A 16,898-nucleotide genomic window follows, 5' to 3' on the forward strand; every position below is an offset into this window, starting at 1 on the left:
CTCTGATAACGTCGTTTTGAAACGCCGTTCTGAAACTGCCGGAGGCCCGCCGTGCCCACGCCCGTTCTACGTCTCGTCCGTTTCGCCGGACGCTTACTGCTGGCCCTGGCCGCCGTCGCGACGCTGGTCGTCGTCTTTCTCGCACTGATCGCCCTCACGAACGGGGCGGGTTCGGGGCTCGCCGCCTGGTTGACGACCCTCGGAGCCGGAACTGTCCTCGCGCTGTGGCGGGGCCGGCATAGCACCTGGCCGACGCGGCTCGTACCGTTCCTGCCGGTGGTCATCGCGGCGGCGTTGACAGCGACGGTCTGCATCCCGATCGTGCCCACGGCCCGGCGGTACCCGCCCGCGCTTGCGTTCGTGTCCACTCAGCACTGGAACCTGACCACAGGCAGCCGGGTCGCGGTGTATCACTACCCGCCCGCGGACCCCGGCCCCCGGCATCCCGTCCCGTTCGTGTACCTGCACGGAGGACCGGTCCGGGGTATCTCCGTGCAAGACCACCGGTTCCTGCAACTCCTGGCCCGCCGGGGCTACGACGTCTACGCCTACGAACAGGCCGGCGGCGGACGAAGCGACCTGCTCACGATGGACCAGTACACGATCTCCAGGTCGGTCCGTGACCTCGCCGCCTTCGTCGACCGCCTGGACAAGGGCAAGGTCGACATCCTCGGATTCTCAGGAGGCGGAGTCGTACTCACCCGAGCTCTGGCCGACCCTGGCGTCGCCGCACGCCTGCACCGGGCGATCATCGCCGAGCCCGGGCCCGCGGACGGCCCCACCGCACGCATCACCGGGCACAAGGGCCGAGCATCCGCACGGGGTCTCGCCCCGGCCCCGACCGGACCGCGATCGACGCACGTCCCCCGGTACGCCGTGGCATTCGGCCTCATGCGACTCGGACTCCTCACCCCCGACACCGGACTGATCGGACAGGCCGAAGGCGACAACGCCTTCACCGCCGCAGACCTCGGCAGCGACACCGCATCCGCCTACTGCGCGCGCGACGCGCACCGCATCCCCGCCGAGGACACCGCACAGAACTTCTCCTTCAGTCCCGCCGCCAGCCTCCGCGTCCAGCAGACGGTCAAGGACTCGCCCTCCATCGCACCGCTGCTGAGGCGCTCCCGGACCCCCGCGATGCTGATGATCGCCGAGTGCTCCTCCCAGGTCCGTCAATGGGCGACCGCCGTGCTTGCCCGTGACCCGGCCATCCAACGCACGCAGTACATGCCCGGAGTCGGACACCACATGTGGAACGGCCTCGACGACAACAACGGCCGGGCCGTCGCCGTCATCGTTGCGTTCCTTCAGGGCAAGCCGGCACCCCTGCCGAACTACCCGACCCGCGATGAGATTCCTGCCTTCCTGCGTGATGGCAAATAAGAACAATTCAGCCTTTAAGTCGCGTTCGGGGCGGAAGTCGCTACTCCATGCCCGACGCGCGGAACACGGCCAGCGCGGTCTCGCGGTCCACGCGACGGGCGAGGGTGTGCAGGGCGGTCGTACCGGTCAGCAGGATGCCGGCCGTCTCGGCGCGCCGGGCGCCCTCGTCGAGCCGGTACCACAGGTCCGGGTTGCGGACCAGCACCTCGGGGTCGATCTCGACCCGGTTGCCGAGAGCGTCGCGCAGCACCAGCCGCCGGCTGACGCCGTCCAGCGGGCGTACCGCGATCAGCAGGTCGGTACGGACCCGGCGGGTGCGCCCCAGGCGGCGGGAGGCCAGCCAGCCCTGGCCGGCCGACACGCGCGCCGGGTAGAGGACGAGGAGCAGCAGCAGGGCCGTCACCGGCCACAGGACACCGCGCCACCAGGTCAGCGAGCCGGCCGCCCCGTCCAGACACAGCAGCAGGCCGAGCAGCGCGGTGGCGTAGCGGACGGCGCCGCGTACCTCCCCGGCCCAGTCGCGGTCGTACGCCACGGCCGCGGTGCCGGACGGGGGCCGGCCGGTCGCCAGGGGGCGGGTGTCGTCGCGGTGCTTCATGGGGAAAACGGTAGCCCCGCGGGCGGCCCGGAGCGTCCTCCGTTGACGGCGCCCTGACGGCCGGGAGGCCGTTATTGACGGGACCGTAGCGCCGAGCCCCGCGCGCCCCGGATACGGACGCGCGCGAACGAGCGTGACCGGGCCGGCCGGGGACCCGTCGCGGCCCGAGCGGGTGTGCCCCGGCATGTGTCGGGGCCGGTGCGCACGGTGTGTGCGGCCGGCCCCTGGATTGTTGTGCCTGCTCAGGCGGCGGTCATCACCTGCTCCGCACCGAGCGGGCGGTGCGGGGCGATGATGCGGCCGTCGGGCAGCAGCTCACCGGTGTCCTCGAAGAGCAGGACGCCGTTGCACAGCAGGCTCCACCCCTGCTCCGGGTGGTGCGCCACAAGGCGGGCGGACTCCCGGTCGGCGGATTCGGCTGGCGGGCACGGCGGCTGGTGCTGGCACATGGGCGGGATCTTTCGCTCTGTTGTGATCATGTCCGTCCCCCGTGATGAAAGAGTCGGTCTGTGTTCAGTGTTCTCTCCTGCGTGGCATTCCGCAGGCTTTTCCCACCACCGCTTCTCACAGGTTCATGACGCGTCACCCGCGCGGGCGGTTCAGCCCAACCCCACGGTCACTTCGGGTGGTTCGCACTGGTCGGAAGGGACTAGTCCAGTCGGCGAGGCACCCGAGTGGCCGTACCCGGCACCCGAGACGGCCGCCCCCGGGCTCCGGAAACGGACCTACCCCGCTTCCCGGGCGGGAAGCGGGGTAGGCGGGTGTCGGTCAGGCGGCGGGTGAGCCGAGCGCGGTCGGGCCGAGCAGCGGGAGAGGAGTCACCCGCTGGGTCAGCACCGGAAGCAACTCGGCGACACGGAAGGGACGGTGGGCCGGAATGCCAGGCGGGGCCGGGGCCAGCGGGACGAGCAGGTCGGTGGCGGCCGGATGGCCCTCGGTGCCGTCACCGGAGGTGTCGCCGTGCAGCCACAGGGTGAGCATGTACAGCCCGGGTACGGACAACAGCCTTGCCTGGTACTGGAGTTGGAGCGTCTCGGCTTGTTGCAGGGCGCGTTCGGTGGAGGCGACGTACGGGCCTTCGAAGAAGTGCCAGAAGGTCCAGCCGTCGGGGGTGAGCATGGTGTCGGCCGCGGCCACCGCCCGGTCGCCGCAGCGGATCAGGAAGCGCCAGCCGGCCAGCCGGGTCGCGGACAGGCCTTGTTCGGAGATGCGGTCCCATACATGGACCGGCAACGGGAGTTCGGGTGTCGTGGGTCCCTGCGCGGCGCGCAGGGAAGGGGTGCGCGCCTCGCGGACCGCGGTGGGAGAACCGAGGGCGGCGAGGACGGAGCGCAGGGCGGGCGCGGGGGCAGGGGGCACGTGCAGCGGCATGTGGGTCGCCTCTCATTCGACAGGCGCGGCGGCGCGAGGAGGGGGTGGGGCGGACGGCGCTGTCTGCTCACGGAAGGCCGGAGAGGTGGGGGCCCGGGTCGGGTGTGAACGAGGGTCCGGCTCGGTCCGCCCCCCGTCAACCGGGACGGCGGTAACGCCTCGGAAACCAGGACCGAGGGTGCCACCTCTGCCGTGCGCACGAAGTTTATACGACGTTTGTTCGGCCGATGTTTCGGCTATCCGACACCGGTATGACGGGCAAGGGTGAATTAGGTCGTCGTTTTGCCGAACTCATCCCGGTTTCCGGACCGGCCGGTCACCGCTGACCTCGTATTACGTCCCGGTAGCGGTCGGCCGGATGTCGTCGGCGTTTTTCACGAGGCGTTCGGGGCACCCGAGGGTGCAACCTGCGGCATGCCTCGTGAATGTGCCGCCGGGAACATTCCGACAGAGTAACGGGCGGCGGGCCGCCAAGGGACGTTATCGATCGCTTCGGCTGGGCATCATCCCCCCTGACCGGGAGCCCGGCGGCCGGAGCGTCGGCCCGCCCATCCGAGGAGGGACACTTCGATGGGGGAAAAGGTCGTGGCGGGGCAGTTCGACCTGTCCGATCGCCAGCGCTATCGCGAAAAGCTCCAGAAGTGTCTGACGGGGCTGGAGCGATTGTTGCGGGAGAAGCGATTCGATCGCCCCAAGAACCTCATGGGGGTCGAGATAGAATTGAATCTCGCCGGGCCCGATGGTATGCCAAAAATGTTGAACGGTCAGGTGCTGGAGCGCATCGCGAGCCGTGATTTCCAAACAGAACTCGCCATGTTCAACCTGGAAGTGAACATAGCGCCCCACCGGCTGGGCGGGCGGGTATTCGACCGGCTCGCCGAGGAGCTGCGCACCTCGCTCGCCTACGCCGACCGCAAGGCCGGCGAGGTGGACGCGGGCATCGTGATGATCGGCATCCTGCCCACCCTCGACCGGGACGACCTGGTCTCCTCCAACCTCTCCGAGGCCGACCGCTACACCCTCCTCAACGACCAGATCGTCGCCGCGCGCGGTGAGGACTTCCGGCTCGACATCGACGGCGTGGAACACCTCGTCTGCACGTCCAAGTCGATCGTGCCCGAGGCCGCGTGCACCTCGGTGCAACTGCACCTCCAGGTCACCCCGGCCCGGTTCGCGGACGTGTGGAACGCGGCCCAGGCGGCGAGCGCCGCGCAGATCGCCATGGGCGCCAACTCACCGTTCCTCTTCGGGCACGAGCTGTGGCGCGAGTCCCGGCCCCCGCTGTTCCTCCAGTCCACCGACACCCGGCCGCCCGAGTTGCAGGCACAGGGGGTACGGCCGCGGACCTGGTTCGGCGAGCGCTGGATCTCCTCCGCGTACGACCTGTTCGAGGAGAACCTGCGCTACTTCCCGGCGCTGCTGCCGATCTGTGACGACGAGGAGCCGCTGGAGGTCATCGAGGCCGGCGGGGTGCCCCGGCTCGGCGAGCTCGTGCTGCACAACGGCACGATCTACCGCTGGAACCGGCCGGTGTACGGCATCGCGGACGGCCTGCCGCATCTGCGGGTGGAGAATCGCGTGCTGCCCGCCGGGCCGACCATCACCGACGTCATCGCCAACGCGGCCTTCTACTACGGCCTGGTCCGCGCCCTCGCCGAGGAGTCCCGGCCGGTGTGGACCCGGCTGCCGTTCGCCGCGGCCGAGGCGAACTTCGACGCGGCGTGCCGGTACGGGATTGACGCGCGCTTCGTCTGGCCCCGGCGGGGACGCTACGGCGGCACGGGCGAGGTCGACGCGGTGACGCTGGTCCGCGACGAGTTGCTGCCGCTCGCCGCGGCCGGGCTGGACGCGTGGGGCGTGGAGGCCGCCGACCGGGATCTCTACCTGGGCGTGATCGAGGAGCGCTGCCGGCGCCGGGTCAACGGGGCGTCCTGGCAGGCGGCCACCTTCCACCGGGCGCTGGAACAGGGCCTGTCCCGCGAGGCGGCCCTGGCGGCGACGACCCGCCGGTACGCCGAGCTGATGCACGGCGGGGAACCGGTCCACACCTGGCCGGTGGGCTTGCCGGAGCCGGTGCCGCTGGGGTGAGGGCGCGCGCCCCAGGTCAGGCCGGTTCGAGGGCCGGCGCGGCGCACAGGAAAGCCTCCACGAGAGACAAGTGAGCACGCACAAGAAGCCCGGCCCACCGCGAGGACACCGAGGAGGCGCGGTGGCCGGGCCGGGCGCCGTGCGGACCGCCGGTCCACGCTGTGCCCGACGCCGTGGAAGGGCGGCCGACGGCGTAGTGGGCCGGTGTGCGGGGTCCGGGGGCGCTTCTGCGATCCTTGCCGGGCGAAGGTGGACCAGGGGTCCATGAGCCGGCTGGAGGCGGGAGTGCAGGTGGAGGCTGACGCGGTGGCCGATTCCCCGGCGCGGGCACGCTACCCGCGGCGGACGTTGCGGGACGAGACACTGCTCGTACTGGCGCTCTCCCTCGGGGCGAGCGGGGTGTCCGCGCTGATCAGCTTCATCGGCTCGGTCACCAAGCCGGGCGGCCTCAAGGACCAGGCGGCCACCCTCAACGCCTCCGCCGCACCGGGCCGGCCCTGGCTGGACCTGGCCTGGCAGCTCTTCGGCATCGCCACCGCGCTGGTCCCCGTGGCCCTCGTCGCCCATCTGCTGCTGCGCGAGGGGGCGAGCCTGCGCGTCCTCGGCTTCGACCGCACCCGCCCTTGGTCCGACCTGGCCCGGGGCGCGGGGGTCGCGGCCGTGATCGGCAGCACCGGTATCGCCTTCTACCTGGCCGCCCGCGGCCTCGGCTTCAACCTCACGGTCGTACCCGAGGCGCTGCCGGACGTCTGGTGGAAGTACCCGGTGCTGGTCCTGTCGGCGGTGCAGAACGCGGTCCTCGAAGAGGTCATCGTCGTCGGCTATCTGCTCCGCAGGCTGGGTCAACTGGGCTGGGGCCCGGGCGCCGCCCTGCTGGCCGGCGCGGTGCTGCGCGGCTCGTACCACCTCTACCAGGGCATCGGCGGCTTCCTCGGCAACATGGCGATGGGCGTGGTGTTCGTCTGGCTGTACCGCCGCTGGGGGCGCGTCGGCCCGCTGGTCGTCGCGCACTCCCTGCTCGACATCGGGGCGTTCGTCGGCTACGCCCTCCTCGCGGGCAAGGTGGGCTGGCTGCCGACGGCCTGACCATGCGGGCCGCCGGCGAACCGCTCAGGCGCGCAGGTCGCCCTCGATGACCGTCACCGCGCGGCCGGTGAGCAACGTCCGCGCGCCCCGCAGGCCGGTACGGACCAGTCCGGTACGGCGGGAGGCCTGGAGCCCGGTGAGGTCGTCGCCGCCGAGCCGGGGCGACCAGTACGGGGCGAGCGCGGTGTGGGCGCTGCCGGTCACCGGGTCCTCGTCGATGCCGACGTTGGGGAAGAAGCAGCGGGAGACGTAGTCGTAGCCGCGGGCGGGGTCAGCGGCGCGGGCCGTGGCGATCAGGCCGCGCGAGGAGTAGGCGCCGAGGGCCTTGTGGTCGGGGGAGAGGCCGAGGACGGTCTTCTCGTCGGCCAGTTCCACCAGCAGGTCGCCGATGTCGGGCCCGGTGTCGAAGGCGGCGAGCGGCTGCGCGCCCAGCGCCTCGGCGACCCCGGCCGGCAGTTCGGCCGGGGTGAGCGGGGCGGTCGGGAAGTCCAGGGTGAGCGAGCCGTCCGCGCCGGGCGTGGCGATCAGCACGCCACTGCGGGTGGCGAACCGCACCGGTCCTTCGTGGGCGCCGGTGGTGTGCAGGACGTGGGCGGTGGCCAGGGTGGCGTGCCCGCACATGGCGACCTCGGTGACGGGGGTGAACCAGCGCAGCGCCCAGTCCGCGTCACCGCCGTCGGGCAGCGGGTGGGCGAACGCCGTCTCCGCGTGGTTCACCTCCATGGCGACGTTCTGAAGCCAGTCGTCGTCCGGGAAGACGTCGTCCAGGAGCAGGACGCCGGCCGGGTTGCCGGTGAACGGGCGGTCGGCGAAGGCGTCCACGATTCGAATGCGCATGACGCCGACGCTAGCGGCCGCGACGGCCTCGGGACCAAGGCCAATTCACGAAGGCCGGACTGGTTTTCGCGGACCGCCGGGCGCCGGTGTGCGCGTCCGGCGGGGGGAGCCGAGGCACCGTCGACCGCTGGACTCGAAGAGATCGACCCGCGCCCGTCCCCGATCCGCCGCCGGACGACGTCCGCCGCCACCGCGAACCGTTCGTCCCACGACCCCGCGGTACGCAGCCGCTCCTCGACGCGCCCGGCGTCGCGGCCCCAGACGTCCGCCAAGGACTCCACGCTTGCGCTGACCACGGACGACGAACCGAGCACCGCGGCCGCCACATCCGGCCGCAGCCGGATCTGCAGGCACTCGCCCACCAGGCCGGACGCCCGCAGCTCCCCGGGGGCCAGACCGATCACGACACTGCCGTGTCCGCGCCGGCCCTGCCCGTCGTAGACCAAGCCGTCATCGTCACTCAGGTCGATGAGCAAGGTGACGGACGGATGCGCTGCCATCGTGATGTCGACGGGCGCGGGGACACGCTGGCGGAAGCCGGCCATGCTGATGCCCGGCAGACGCCGCGAAGGCACCGGTACCGCGATGTCCACACCCGACCACACGGGTGGCACCCCCTGGGACGACACGACACCAGCCTAGGCAGGGCCGGCCGGCGGGGTTCAGACGTGAAGGGCCGCGAAGTCCAGCAGCAGGCGGCCCACCTGCCCGGGCGCTTCCAGCATGGGCAGGTGCCCGACGCCCGGCAGCATCTCGACCCGCACGTCCGCCACGATGTCGTACTGGCGCGCCGACGCCGGATCCCACCTGGGATCGGCGGCGCCGAAGACCACGAGCACCGGCACCCCGAGGGCGGCGAGCCGCCCGGCCACTCCAGCCGCGGATACACCGCCACCGCACTCGTGGAGCAGCGCCCCGACCTGGTGGGTTCGCTGGCGCTGATCAGTACCGGCCCGCGCCTCGACGCGCTCCTGCCGCAGCCGGCCATCCTCCGCGCCATGCTGGCACCTCCCTTCGGGCTGCTGCTGTGGCGGCGGCGTTCGGATGCGGTGATCCGCAAAGGCATCGGCGCCACGCTCGCAGGGTCGGCGACCATCCCGCCCGGCATGGTCGATGACCTGCGGAGCACCACATACCGCGCGTTCCGCAAGGCATTGCGCGAGAACACCGCGTACCTCGCCGAGCAGTCCGTGCCCGAGCTGTCCGGACGACATGATGCCGGGCGGCGAGGGCCGGGACCACCGGCCCCCAGGAGGCGCCCGAGGCTCCGGATCCGTGGATGAGCAGCAGCGGCGGCGCGTCCCGCGGTCCATCGCGGTCCACATGCATCGGCTGCGCGTGCTGAGCGTCGTAGGCGTTCATGGGGCGATGGTGCGGGGGCGGTGGCTGCCGGTCTTGTACGAATGTCGCGAACGGCCCGCGGTGGGAGCGCCCCGCGCCTTCATTCCTGTCGCGGGGGTGTTGGCATACCCGCTCTTCCGATATATCGTTGAAGCATCGCGAACGATACGCGATGCGTACGTGACTGATCAACGATGGAATGGAGTGATCGTGATGCGCGGCCATGGATTCGAGCGTGGACACCGGCACGAGGGTTCCGGGCGCTGGGGTATGGGCGGTTTCGAGGAGCGGCGGGGTGCCTTCGGGCCGTTCGGGCCGGGCGGGCCGGGGTTCGGACCCGGTGGGCCCGGGTTCGGGCCTGGTCCCTGGGGGCCGCGCGGGCGGGGCGGTCCGCGCGGGCGGGCGCGGCGCGGTGATGTGCGCGCCTCGCTGCTGGCCCTGCTCAAGGAGCGGCCCATGCACGGCTACGAGATGATCCAGGAGATCGCCGAACGCAGCGGCGGCGCCTGGAAGCCCAGCCCCGGCTCGGTCTACCCCACCCTCCAACTGCTGGAGGACGAGGGCCTGATCGCCAGCCGGAGCGAGGGCGGCAAGAAGCTGTTCGCGCTCACCGAGAGCGGACGCGCCGCCGCCGAGGAGGGTCCCGACGCCCCCTGGGAGGAAGCCTCCCGCGGAGTGGACTGGGAGGCACTCGGTGAGATCCGCCAGGCCGGCTTCGGGCTGATGGAGGCCTTCGGCCAGGTCTGGAAGACCGGCAGCAAGGAACAGCGGGAGAAGGCGCTGACCGTCCTCAACGACGCCCGCAAGAAGCTGTATCTGATCCTCGCGGACGAGCACTGAGGTCCGTGCGGCGACCGGCCGGCCCGGGGTGGCCCGTACGGTGGCCGGTCCCGGCCGGTCCTGTCGTGTGGGGTCCTGAGCTTGTCCGCCATCAGCCCCACCCCGGGGACGGCGCGCGGACGGCAAGGCGGCGCGCGCGGACTCGCGCCACATCGGCCGGATCTCCTCCGCAAGGATGAAATCCGGGTCGGTGATGTCCACTCCGCGTGGGACGCGAAAATGGTTCCTGTCGCGGATGTCCCGCCCCGTTGGGACTGATGAGGTAGGGGATGTGCAACCCCGTACAGCCGACCGGACCGCCCCCGACCCAGCGGTTCCGCACCAGGACGGCGCTGCCGGGCTCGACGCGGAGCTGGCGGCGGTGGTCACCGGTGCCCGCAGGAGGGCCGTCCGGGACGGGGACCGGCAGACCGACACCGCTCATCTGCTCCACGCCCTGCTGGAACACGACCCCGAGGCCCGCGCCGCCGTCGGCGAACCCCGGCGGCTCGCCCGGCTCCTCGGCTACCTCGTGCAGCGCAGCATCGGCTACGGACTGCGCTGGCGGGCCGGTGTCGAGGACTCCGGCGCGCTCCCCGTCGTAGCCGTTCCGGCCGGCCGCCCCGGACAACCGCCCGCCGACGCCACGGGCCTGGACGCCGACACCGTGGGACGGGTCACCGGAGGCGTGGGCCGGGACGCCGATGCCACGGGTCGGCTCACCGACGCCACGGGCCGGGACGCCGCCCGCTGGTCGCCCGCCGCTGCCGCCGCGCTCGCCGCCGCCCGCACCCGCGCCCGGCGCCGGAATGCCCACCGCGTCGCCGGTACCGATCTGCTCGCGGCGCTCGCCGCCGACCCCGGGTCCCGGGCCGTGGAGGTGCTCGAACGCGCCGGCGTCGCGGCGCACGACCTGATCGCGCGGATCGAGACCGGCACCGGGACATGCGCCGACGACGGCCGGGCGGCCGGCGAACGACCCGGACCGTCCACCGGCTGAGACAGGTGCCAACAGGGGTGACGCTCCTGTCGGTGCCTGTCATCATGTGCCGGTGCATACGTCTGTGAGCAGTCAGGACAGTCCCGGCAAGGGAGCCGGGCTCGGCCTCGCACTCGCCTCCGCCCTGGCCTTCGGCGGGTCGGGCGTGGCCGCGAAGCCGCTGATCGAGGCGGGCCTCGACCCGCTGCACGTGGTGTGGCTGCGCGTGGTGGGCGCGGCCTTGGTGATGCTGCCGCTGGCCGTGCGGCACCGTGCCCTGCCGCGCCGCCGGCCCGCGTTGCTCGCCGGGTTCGGACTGCTCGCCGTCGCCGGGGTGCAGGCCTGCTACTTCGCCGCGCTCTCCCGGATCCCGGTGGGCGTCGCCCTGCTCGTCGAGTACCTGGCGCCCGCCCTGGTGCTGGGCTGGGTGCGGTTCGTGCAGCGGCGGCCCGTCACCCGCGCCGCCGCGCTCGGCGTGGTCCTCGCGGCCGGCGGACTCGCCTGCGTGGTGGAGGTCTGGTCCGGGCTGAGCTTCGACGCGCTCGGCCTGGTGCTCGCCCTCGGCGCCGCCTGCTGCCAGGTCGGCTACTTCGTCCTCGCCGACCAGGGCGGCGACGCGGGCGAGACGGCACCGGACCCGCTCGGGGTCATCGCCTACGGACTGCTCGTCGGCGCCGCCGTACTGACGCTGGTGGCCCGCCCCTGGACCATGGACTGGTCGGTGCTGGGCGGCTCCACCGACCTGAACGGCACCGCCGTACCGGCCGCCGCCCTGCTCGCCTGGATCGTGCTCGTCGCCACGGTGATCGCGTACATCACCGGCGTGCTGTCCGTGCGCCGGCTGTCGCCGCAGGTCGCCGGGGTCGTCGCCTGCCTGGAGGCGGTCATCGCGACCGTGCTGGCCTGGGTACTGCTCGGCGAGCACCTCTCCCTGCCGCAGGTCGCCGGCGGCGCGGTCGTCCTGGTCGGCGCGTTCATCGCCCAGTCCGCCGGCCCCGGCAAGGGCACTCCCGAGCCGGTCGCCGCCGGCGGCGCGGAAAGGGAGTTGTCCGCGCGGGGCACCGCGGCCTAGAGTCCCGAACATGCCGCAGAACGCACTCGTCCTTCCGCCCCCGGCCGCCTGAGGCGGGCCTCCGGGACACTCGCCCGACGCGCACGCGCCGGGCTGGACGGTGCTGCCCGCAGATGAAGTCAGCGCGTCCCGCCGAGCCGGGGACGCCTTCGAACTTCCGCGCTGTCCAGCGCGTTTCTGCGGAGAGATTCTGTTGTCGAACACTTCCACCGGCCTGCCCGTCGGGCGTGGCCTGCTCTACCTGATCATCACCGGTGCCGCGTGGGGCACCGCGGGCGCCGCCGGCTCGCTGGTCTACCGGACCAGCGACCTGGGCCCCTTCGCCCTCTCCTTCTGGCGCTGTGCGCTGGGGCTCGCCCTGCTGCTGGCCGGCCGCCTGCTGCGCCCGCGCACCGACGGCACCGGCGGCACCGACGGCACCGGCGGCACCGCCCCGGTCCGGCCATCGCGCCGTGCGGTCACGAGGGTCCTGGCCACCGGAGTCGCCCTCGCGGTGTTCCAGACCGCGTACTTCGCGGCGGTGGCGTCGACCGGGCTGGCCGTGGCCACCGTCGTGACCCTCGGTGCGGGCCCCGTGCTGATAGCGCTCGGCGCCCGGCTGCTGCTCGGCGAGCGGCTGGGCGCGGGCGGCGCCGCGGCCGTCGCGGGCGCGCTCGCCGGGCTGGCCGTGCTCACCCTGGGCGGCTCGGCCGCGACCGTCCGGCCGGCGGGGGTGCTGCTCGCCGTGGTCTCGGCGGCGGGCTACGGTGCCATGACCCTGCTCACCCGCTGGTGGGGGAGGGACGGCGGCGGCGACACCGCCGGCACCACGGTGGGCGCCTTCGCCGTGACCAGCCTGTGCCTGCTGCCGTTCGCCGCCCACGAGGGGCTGCTGCCGCATACCGCCCACCCGGTCCGGCTGCTGTGCCTGCTGCTCTACATCGCCGCCGTGCCGACGGCCCTCGCGTACGCGTTCTACTTCGCCGGAGCCGCGGTCGTCCGGTCCGCCACCGTCTCCGTGATCATGCTGCTGGAACCCGTGACCGCGGCCGTACTGGCCGTGCTCCTGCTCGGCGAGCGGCTCACGGCGGCCACGGCGGCCGGCACCCTGCTGATGCTCGGCGCCGTCGCGGGCCTGGCCGTGAGCGAGGCCCGCGCGTCGGGCCGACCGGAGCCGACCGTCGTGTGACCGGTGCCCGCCCCGGGCCGTGGGTCCCGGGGCGGGCCGTCGCCGTTACAGCGTCGCCAGATAGTCCGGCAGCTTGATGCCGGGAGTCAGGTCGCCGTTGGGTACGGGGGCCTCGTACCCCTTGCGGAGCGGGACGACGCCGGCCCAGTGCGGCAGGGCGAGGTCCTCGGGCTCGTCGTTGGCGTCGCCGGTGCGGACCTTGGCCGAGACCTCCTCCAGGTCCAGGCGGATCACCGCGGTGGCGGCCAGCTCCTTCTTGTTCGCAGGCCGGGAGTCGGCGGCCCGGCCCGGTACGACGTGGTCGACCAGCGCGTCCAGGGCCAGCCGCCGCTCCTCCGGGTCGGTGACCTCGTGCGCGATGCCGTGCACCACGACCGAGCGGTAGTTGATCGAGTGATGGAAGGCGGAGCGGGCCAGCACCAGACCGTCGACGTGGGTGACCGTCAGGCACACCGGCAGGCCCGGGTCGGCCTGGCCGGTCATCCGCAGCGGCCGGGAACCGGTCGAGCCGTGCACGTAGAGCCGCTCGCCGACCCGGCCGTACAGCGTCGGCAGCACCACGGGCGCGCCGTCCCGGACGAAGCCGAGGTGGCAGACGTACCCCTCGTCCAGGATCGCGTGCACCAGCTCCTTGTCGTACGACGCCCGCTCCGCGGAACGCGTCGGCACGGTCCGGTCGGTCGGCGCGTAGGCGGCGGGCCGCGATTCCTCGGTGGTGCCCTGCATGGTCCCCTCCATGGCGATCTTTATTGCACTAGTGCATAATGTGGTTTGTGCTAGGAGAGTATCGGATCGAAGGGCGTGGCGCAGCCGAGATTGCGGCCAGCGTCGAACAGGCGGTCGGGTCGGGCGGGCTGGAACCGGGGCAACTCCTGCCTCCGATGCGGGAGTTGGCGGCCCGGCTGGGGGTGAACCCGAACACGGTCGCCGCCGCCTACCGCATCCTGCGCGAACGCGGGGTGATCGAGACGGCCGGCCGCCGGGGCAGCCGGGTCCGCCCCAAGCCCGCCACCACGGGCCGGGAGGAACTGCGCGTCGAGGTGCCCCCCGGTGGCCGCGACCTGTCCACGGGCAACCCCGACCCGGCCCTGCTGCCCCGACTGGCTCCGGCCCTCGCCGCGGCGGCCGAACAGGGCGACCGGCACCCCGTCCGCTACGGCGACGATCCCGTGAACGCGGACCTCGCCCGGCTCGCCCGCGCCGAACTCGACGCCGACGGCGTCCCCGCGGGCCCGCTGACCGTGACCTCCGGCTCCCTCGACGCCATCGAACGCGTCCTCACCGCGCACCTCAGGCCCGGCGACACGGTCGCCGTCGAGGATCCCGGCTGGGGCAGCCTCCTGGACCTCGTCCCCGCGCTCGGCCTGCACACGGCCCCGGTCGGCGTGGACGACGACGGGCCGCGCCCGGACGATCTGCGCCGCGCCCTGGAGTCGGGGGCCCGCGCGCTGATCGTCACCGACCGGGCGCAGAACCCGACCGGCGCCTCGGTGACCGCCGCACGCGCGCGTGCCCTGCGGGCGGTGCTGCGCGAGCACCCGGGGACCCTGCTCATCGAGGACGACCACGGCCACGGCATCGTCGACCTGCCGCTGCACCCCCTCGCGGGCGCCACCCGCCACTGGGCCTTCGTCCGCTCCGCCGCCAAGGCCTACGGCCCCGACCTGCGCCTCGCCGTCCTCACCGGGGACGCCGTCACCGTCGACCGGCTCCGGGGCCGCCAGCGCCTGGGCCCCGGCTGGGTGAGCCTCCTGCTGCAACGCGCCGTGGCCCGTCTGTGGGCCGACGGCGCGGTGGACCGGGCGGCGGTAACCCGGTCCTACGGCGCCCGGCGGGACGCCCTGGTGGGCGCGCTGGCGGAACGCGGCGTCACCGCCCACGGCCGCAGCGGCATGAACGTCTGGGTCCCGGTACCCGACGAGACGGGCGCCCTCGCCCGCCTGCTCCAGAGCGGCTGGGCGGTGGCCCCGGGCGCCCGCTTCCGCCTGGCCTCGCCCCAGGGCGTGCGGATCACGGTCTCACCGCTCACCGAGGCGGACATCACCGCGCTGGCCGACGCGGTGGCGGCGGCGGTCCGGCCGTCCCCGGCCCGCGTCTACGGCTGAGGGCGACCGGAGAACGGGTGCGGAGAACGGGTGCGGGGACCGGTGCGACAGGCCGCGTAGGACCCGCACCCGCGCACGCACCCCGTGCCCCTTCCCTCACGCGCCCTTCCCCCGCACCTGGGTCAGCGCCGCGCCCGCCAGCACGATCACCGCCCCCACCGGCGTCGTCCACCGCAGCGACTCCCCGAGGATCGCCACGCCCGCCGCCGTGGCGATGACCGGGATGAAGTACGTGACCATCTGGGCGGTGGTGGGCCCGACCTCGGCCACCAGCCCGTACTGGATCAGCACCGCCAGCCCCGTGCCCAGGGCGCCCAGCGCGGCGACGGCCAGCAGCGGGACGAGCGCGTAATGCCGGGGCACGCCGGCGAACAGGGGCGTCACCACCGCGAGCTGGACCGTGGCGATGAGCAACTGCCCGCCGGTCATGGACAGATGGGAGTTGCCCGTACCCGCCAGCGTCCGCCGGACGTAGATCCAGCCCACCGGATAGCTGAGCGAGGCCAGCAACGCCATCGCCGTGCCCGTGGCGTCCAGTCCGTGGAAGCCCTGCCAGACGCCGAGCACGGTCAGCACGCCCAGGAAGCCCAGCCCGAGCCCGGCCACGCGCACCCGGCTCGGCCGGTCCTCGGACAGTGCGACCAGGGACAGGGCCATGCCCCACAGCGGGGAGGTGGCGTTGCAGATGCCGGCCAGGGTGGACGGGATCGTCAGCTCGGCGTAGGCGAAGAGGGAGAACGGCAGGGCGTTCAGCAGGAACGCGGCGACCGCCATGTGTCCCCACAGCCGGGCCCCGCGCGGCAGCCGCTCCCGCTTCACGGCCATCGCCGCCACCAGTACGGCCGTGCCGAACACCAGCCGTCCGAGGGTGACCTGGAACGGCGCGTACCCCTCGGTGCCCACCTTGATCAGCAGGAAGCTGAAGCCCCAGATCAGGGACAGCAGGCCGAAGCGCAGCCGCCAGTCCAGGCGGGCGCGGCTCTTGGCGGGACCGGGGCCGGGGCCGGTGGCGTCGGCGGTGGCGGGGGAGTGGGTACGGCTGCGGGTGCGGGCGCTGATCGTGCTCATGGCCATAACGATGCTGGAGGCAATCTCGTAGCACAATCGAGATTTCCCACCTGGTACCTCTTAGGATCACTTACATGTTGAACCTTGAGCGCCTGCGCACCCTGGACGCACTGGCCCGGCACGGCTCGGTCAGTGCCGCCGCCGACGCGCTGCACGTGACCACGTCCGCGGTCTCCCAGCAGCTGGGCAAGCTGGAGCGGGAGGTCGGCCAGCGGCTCCTCGCCAAGAACGGCCGGGGTGTGCGGCTCACCGACGCCGGGCGGCTGCTGTCGGAGCACGCGGCGCGCATCCTGTCCCAGGTCGAGCTGGCCGAGTCCGACCTGGAGGCGCATCGCGGCCAGGTCGTCGGCGAACTGCGGCTGTCGGCGTTCCCGACCGCGGCCCGGGGCCTGTTCCCCGCCGCGCTGGGCGCGCTGCGCACCGAGCACCCGGGGCTGCGGGTGCGCTCCAGCGAGCTGGAACCGGAGCAGGGCATCGCCGGGGTGGTCCGCGGCGATCTCGACCTGGCGGTGGTCCTGGACTGGTACAACAAGCCGATGCCCGTCCCCGACGGCCTGGTCAAGGCGCCGCTGCTGGACGACCCCGCCGATGTCGCCATGTCCGCCGGACACCGGCTCGCGGACCGGGACGAGGTGGACCTGACCGAGTTCGCCGAGGACGAGTGGATCACCTGGTGCGAGGGCGAGTTCTGCCACGAGTGGCTGCTGTTCACCCTGCGGTCCAAGGGTGTCGAGCCGATCGTCGGCCACCGCGCCGGTGAGACCCACACCCAGCTCGGACTGGTGGCCGCCGGGCTGGGCGTGTGCATCGCACCGCGGCTGGGCCGGCAGCCGGTGCCCGACGGTGTGGTCTTCGTGCCGCTCACACAGCGGGTACGCCGCCATGTGTACGTGATCTGGCGGGCGGACGCCGACCGCCGGCCCTCGATCCGCGCCGCGGTGGAGGCCCTGCGGACGGCGGCGCGGCGGCTCGGCTGAGCC

The 16,898-nt window shown here is 73.1% G+C and carries 15 protein-coding genes and 3 pseudogenes; 10 read left to right on the forward strand and 8 right to left on the reverse strand.

All coding sequences use genetic code 11. The annotated features are described in order from the left end of the window. Positions 1 to 51: 51 nt before the first annotated feature. Positions 52 to 1,386, forward strand: a complete 1,335-nt coding sequence (locus IH25_RS0104970; protein WP_030603468.1) for an alpha/beta hydrolase — start codon at positions 52 to 54, stop codon at positions 1,384 to 1,386. A gap of 40 nt (positions 1,387 to 1,426) precedes the next feature. On the opposite strand, the gene IH25_RS0104975 is transcribed toward IH25_RS0104970, so the two are convergent. The 3 genes from IH25_RS0104975 to IH25_RS0104985 form a co-directional block, all read right to left on the reverse strand. Beyond that, a complete protein-coding gene (locus IH25_RS0104975) occupies positions 1,427 to 1,984 on the reverse strand; it encodes a hypothetical protein (protein WP_030603471.1) in 558 nt (185 codons plus the stop codon). A 242-nt stretch (positions 1,985 to 2,226) separates the two neighbouring features. Then, positions 2,227 to 2,433, reverse strand: a complete 207-nt coding sequence (locus tag IH25_RS0104980; RefSeq protein ID WP_030603474.1) for a DUF5999 family protein — start codon at positions 2,431 to 2,433, stop codon at positions 2,227 to 2,229. A 319-nt stretch (positions 2,434 to 2,752) separates the two neighbouring features. After that, positions 2,753 to 3,355, reverse strand: a complete 603-nt coding sequence (locus IH25_RS0104985; protein ID WP_030603479.1) for a hypothetical protein — start codon at positions 3,353 to 3,355, stop codon at positions 2,753 to 2,755. 570 nt (positions 3,356 to 3,925) lie between these two features. Here IH25_RS0104985 and IH25_RS0104990 point away from each other — a divergent pair. Together IH25_RS0104990 and IH25_RS0104995 are read left to right on the forward strand one after the other, a co-directional pair. Next, positions 3,926 to 5,443 (forward strand): glutamate--cysteine ligase, encoded by a 1,518-nt coding sequence (locus IH25_RS0104990; RefSeq protein WP_030603483.1) that lies wholly within the window; start codon positions 3,926 to 3,928, stop codon positions 5,441 to 5,443. Between the two features lie 285 nt (positions 5,444 to 5,728). Beyond that, positions 5,729 to 6,529, forward strand: coding sequence for a CPBP family intramembrane glutamic endopeptidase (locus tag IH25_RS0104995; protein WP_030603486.1), 801 nt, complete (start codon positions 5,729 to 5,731; stop codon positions 6,527 to 6,529). A gap of 24 nt (positions 6,530 to 6,553) precedes the next feature. On the opposite strand, the gene IH25_RS0105000 is transcribed toward IH25_RS0104995, so the two are convergent. Together IH25_RS0105000 and IH25_RS39055 are read right to left on the reverse strand one after the other, a co-directional pair. After that, a complete protein-coding gene (locus tag IH25_RS0105000; protein ID WP_030603489.1) occupies positions 6,554 to 7,366 on the reverse strand; it encodes a PhzF family phenazine biosynthesis protein in 813 nt (270 codons plus the stop codon). Positions 7,367 to 8,028: 662 nt separating this feature from the next. Next, positions 8,029 to 8,238, reverse strand: a pseudogene (locus tag IH25_RS39055) (alpha/beta fold hydrolase); the annotation flags it as partial. On the opposite strand from IH25_RS39055, the pseudogene IH25_RS0105010 reads away from it, so the two are divergent. Beyond that, positions 8,233 to 8,565 (forward strand): annotated as a pseudogene (locus tag IH25_RS0105010) (alpha/beta fold hydrolase); the annotation flags it as partial. The pseudogenes IH25_RS39055 and IH25_RS0105010 sit on opposite strands and share 6 nt — an antisense overlap. Here IH25_RS0105010 and IH25_RS42125 read toward each other — a convergent pair. Further along, positions 8,566 to 8,695: pseudogene (locus IH25_RS42125) on the reverse strand (alpha/beta fold hydrolase); the annotation flags it as partial. Positions 8,696 to 8,920: 225 nt separating this feature from the next. Here IH25_RS42125 and IH25_RS37390 point away from each other — a divergent pair. The 4 genes from IH25_RS37390 (at position 8,921) to IH25_RS0105030 (ending at position 12,745) form a co-directional block, all read left to right on the forward strand. Next, positions 8,921 to 9,547: a PadR family transcriptional regulator gene (locus IH25_RS37390; protein ID WP_030603495.1), complete on the forward strand. Its 627-nt coding sequence runs from the start codon at positions 8,921 to 8,923 to the stop codon at positions 9,545 to 9,547. A gap of 271 nt (positions 9,548 to 9,818) precedes the next feature. Further along, positions 9,819 to 10,526, forward strand: coding sequence for a Clp protease N-terminal domain-containing protein (locus tag IH25_RS0105020; RefSeq protein WP_394298412.1), 708 nt, complete (start codon positions 9,819 to 9,821; stop codon positions 10,524 to 10,526). 46 nt (positions 10,527 to 10,572) lie between these two features. Then, a complete protein-coding gene (locus tag IH25_RS0105025; RefSeq protein WP_030603500.1) occupies positions 10,573 to 11,577 on the forward strand; it encodes an EamA family transporter in 1,005 nt (334 codons plus the stop codon). 193 nt (positions 11,578 to 11,770) lie between these two features. After that, positions 11,771 to 12,745 carry a DMT family transporter gene (locus IH25_RS0105030; protein ID WP_030603503.1) on the forward strand — a complete coding sequence of 325 codons (975 nt, stop codon included), beginning with the start codon at positions 11,771 to 11,773 and terminating at the stop codon, positions 12,743 to 12,745. A gap of 45 nt (positions 12,746 to 12,790) precedes the next feature. On the opposite strand, the gene IH25_RS0105035 is transcribed toward IH25_RS0105030, so the two are convergent. Beyond that, entirely contained in the window at positions 12,791 to 13,471 is a 681-nt protein-coding gene (locus IH25_RS0105035; RefSeq protein ID WP_030603506.1) for a pyridoxamine 5'-phosphate oxidase family protein, read from the reverse strand. Between the two features lie 47 nt (positions 13,472 to 13,518). Between IH25_RS0105035 and IH25_RS0105040 the strand changes: the two genes are divergently transcribed. Then, complete coding sequence (locus tag IH25_RS0105040; protein WP_107058325.1) at positions 13,519 to 14,850, forward strand: aminotransferase class I/II-fold pyridoxal phosphate-dependent enzyme; 1,332 nt, start codon at positions 13,519 to 13,521, stop codon at positions 14,848 to 14,850. A gap of 96 nt (positions 14,851 to 14,946) precedes the next feature. Here IH25_RS0105040 and IH25_RS0105045 read toward each other — a convergent pair whose 3' ends face one another. Next, complete coding sequence (locus IH25_RS0105045) at positions 14,947 to 15,918, reverse strand: DMT family transporter (RefSeq protein ID WP_394298413.1); 972 nt, start codon at positions 15,916 to 15,918, stop codon at positions 14,947 to 14,949. 74 nt (positions 15,919 to 15,992) lie between these two features. On the opposite strand from IH25_RS0105045, the gene IH25_RS0105050 reads away from it, so the two are divergent. Further along, the gene (locus tag IH25_RS0105050; RefSeq protein ID WP_030603516.1) at positions 15,993 to 16,895 is read left to right on the forward strand and encodes a LysR family transcriptional regulator; all 903 of its coding nucleotides are present in this window, start codon (positions 15,993 to 15,995) and stop codon (positions 16,893 to 16,895) included. Positions 16,896 to 16,898: the final 3 nt, after the last annotated feature.

The sequence above is a fragment of the Streptomyces achromogenes subsp. achromogenes genome (assembly GCF_000720835.1).
GTDB lineage: Bacteria > Actinomycetota > Actinomycetes > Streptomycetales > Streptomycetaceae > Streptomyces > Streptomyces achromogenes.

Excerpts from the sequence above, each read along its gene's own strand:
- IH25_RS0104975 (WP_030603471.1), bottom strand. The coding sequence starts at position 1,984 with ATGAAGCACCGCGACGACACCCGCCCCCTGGCGACCGGCCGGCCCCCG.
- IH25_RS0104980 (WP_030603474.1), bottom strand. The coding sequence starts at position 2,433 with ATGTGCCAGCACCAGCCGCCGTGCCCGCCAGCCGAATCCGCCGACCGG.
- IH25_RS0104985 (WP_030603479.1), bottom strand. The coding sequence starts at position 3,355 with ATGCCGCTGCACGTGCCCCCTGCCCCCGCGCCCGCCCTGCGCTCCGTC.
- IH25_RS0104990 (WP_030603483.1), top strand. The coding sequence starts at position 3,926 with ATGGGGGAAAAGGTCGTGGCGGGGCAGTTCGACCTGTCCGATCGCCAG.
- IH25_RS0105000 (WP_030603489.1), bottom strand. The coding sequence starts at position 7,366 with ATGCGCATTCGAATCGTGGACGCCTTCGCCGACCGCCCGTTCACCGGC.
- IH25_RS37390 (WP_030603495.1), top strand. The coding sequence starts at position 8,921 with ATGCGCGGCCATGGATTCGAGCGTGGACACCGGCACGAGGGTTCCGGG.
- IH25_RS0105035 (WP_030603506.1), bottom strand. The coding sequence starts at position 13,471 with ATGCAGGGCACCACCGAGGAATCGCGGCCCGCCGCCTACGCGCCGACC.
- IH25_RS0105045 (WP_394298413.1), bottom strand. The coding sequence starts at position 15,918 with ATGAGCACGATCAGCGCCCGCACCCGCAGCCGTACCCACTCCCCCGCC.
- IH25_RS0105050 (WP_030603516.1), top strand. The coding sequence starts at position 15,993 with ATGTTGAACCTTGAGCGCCTGCGCACCCTGGACGCACTGGCCCGGCAC.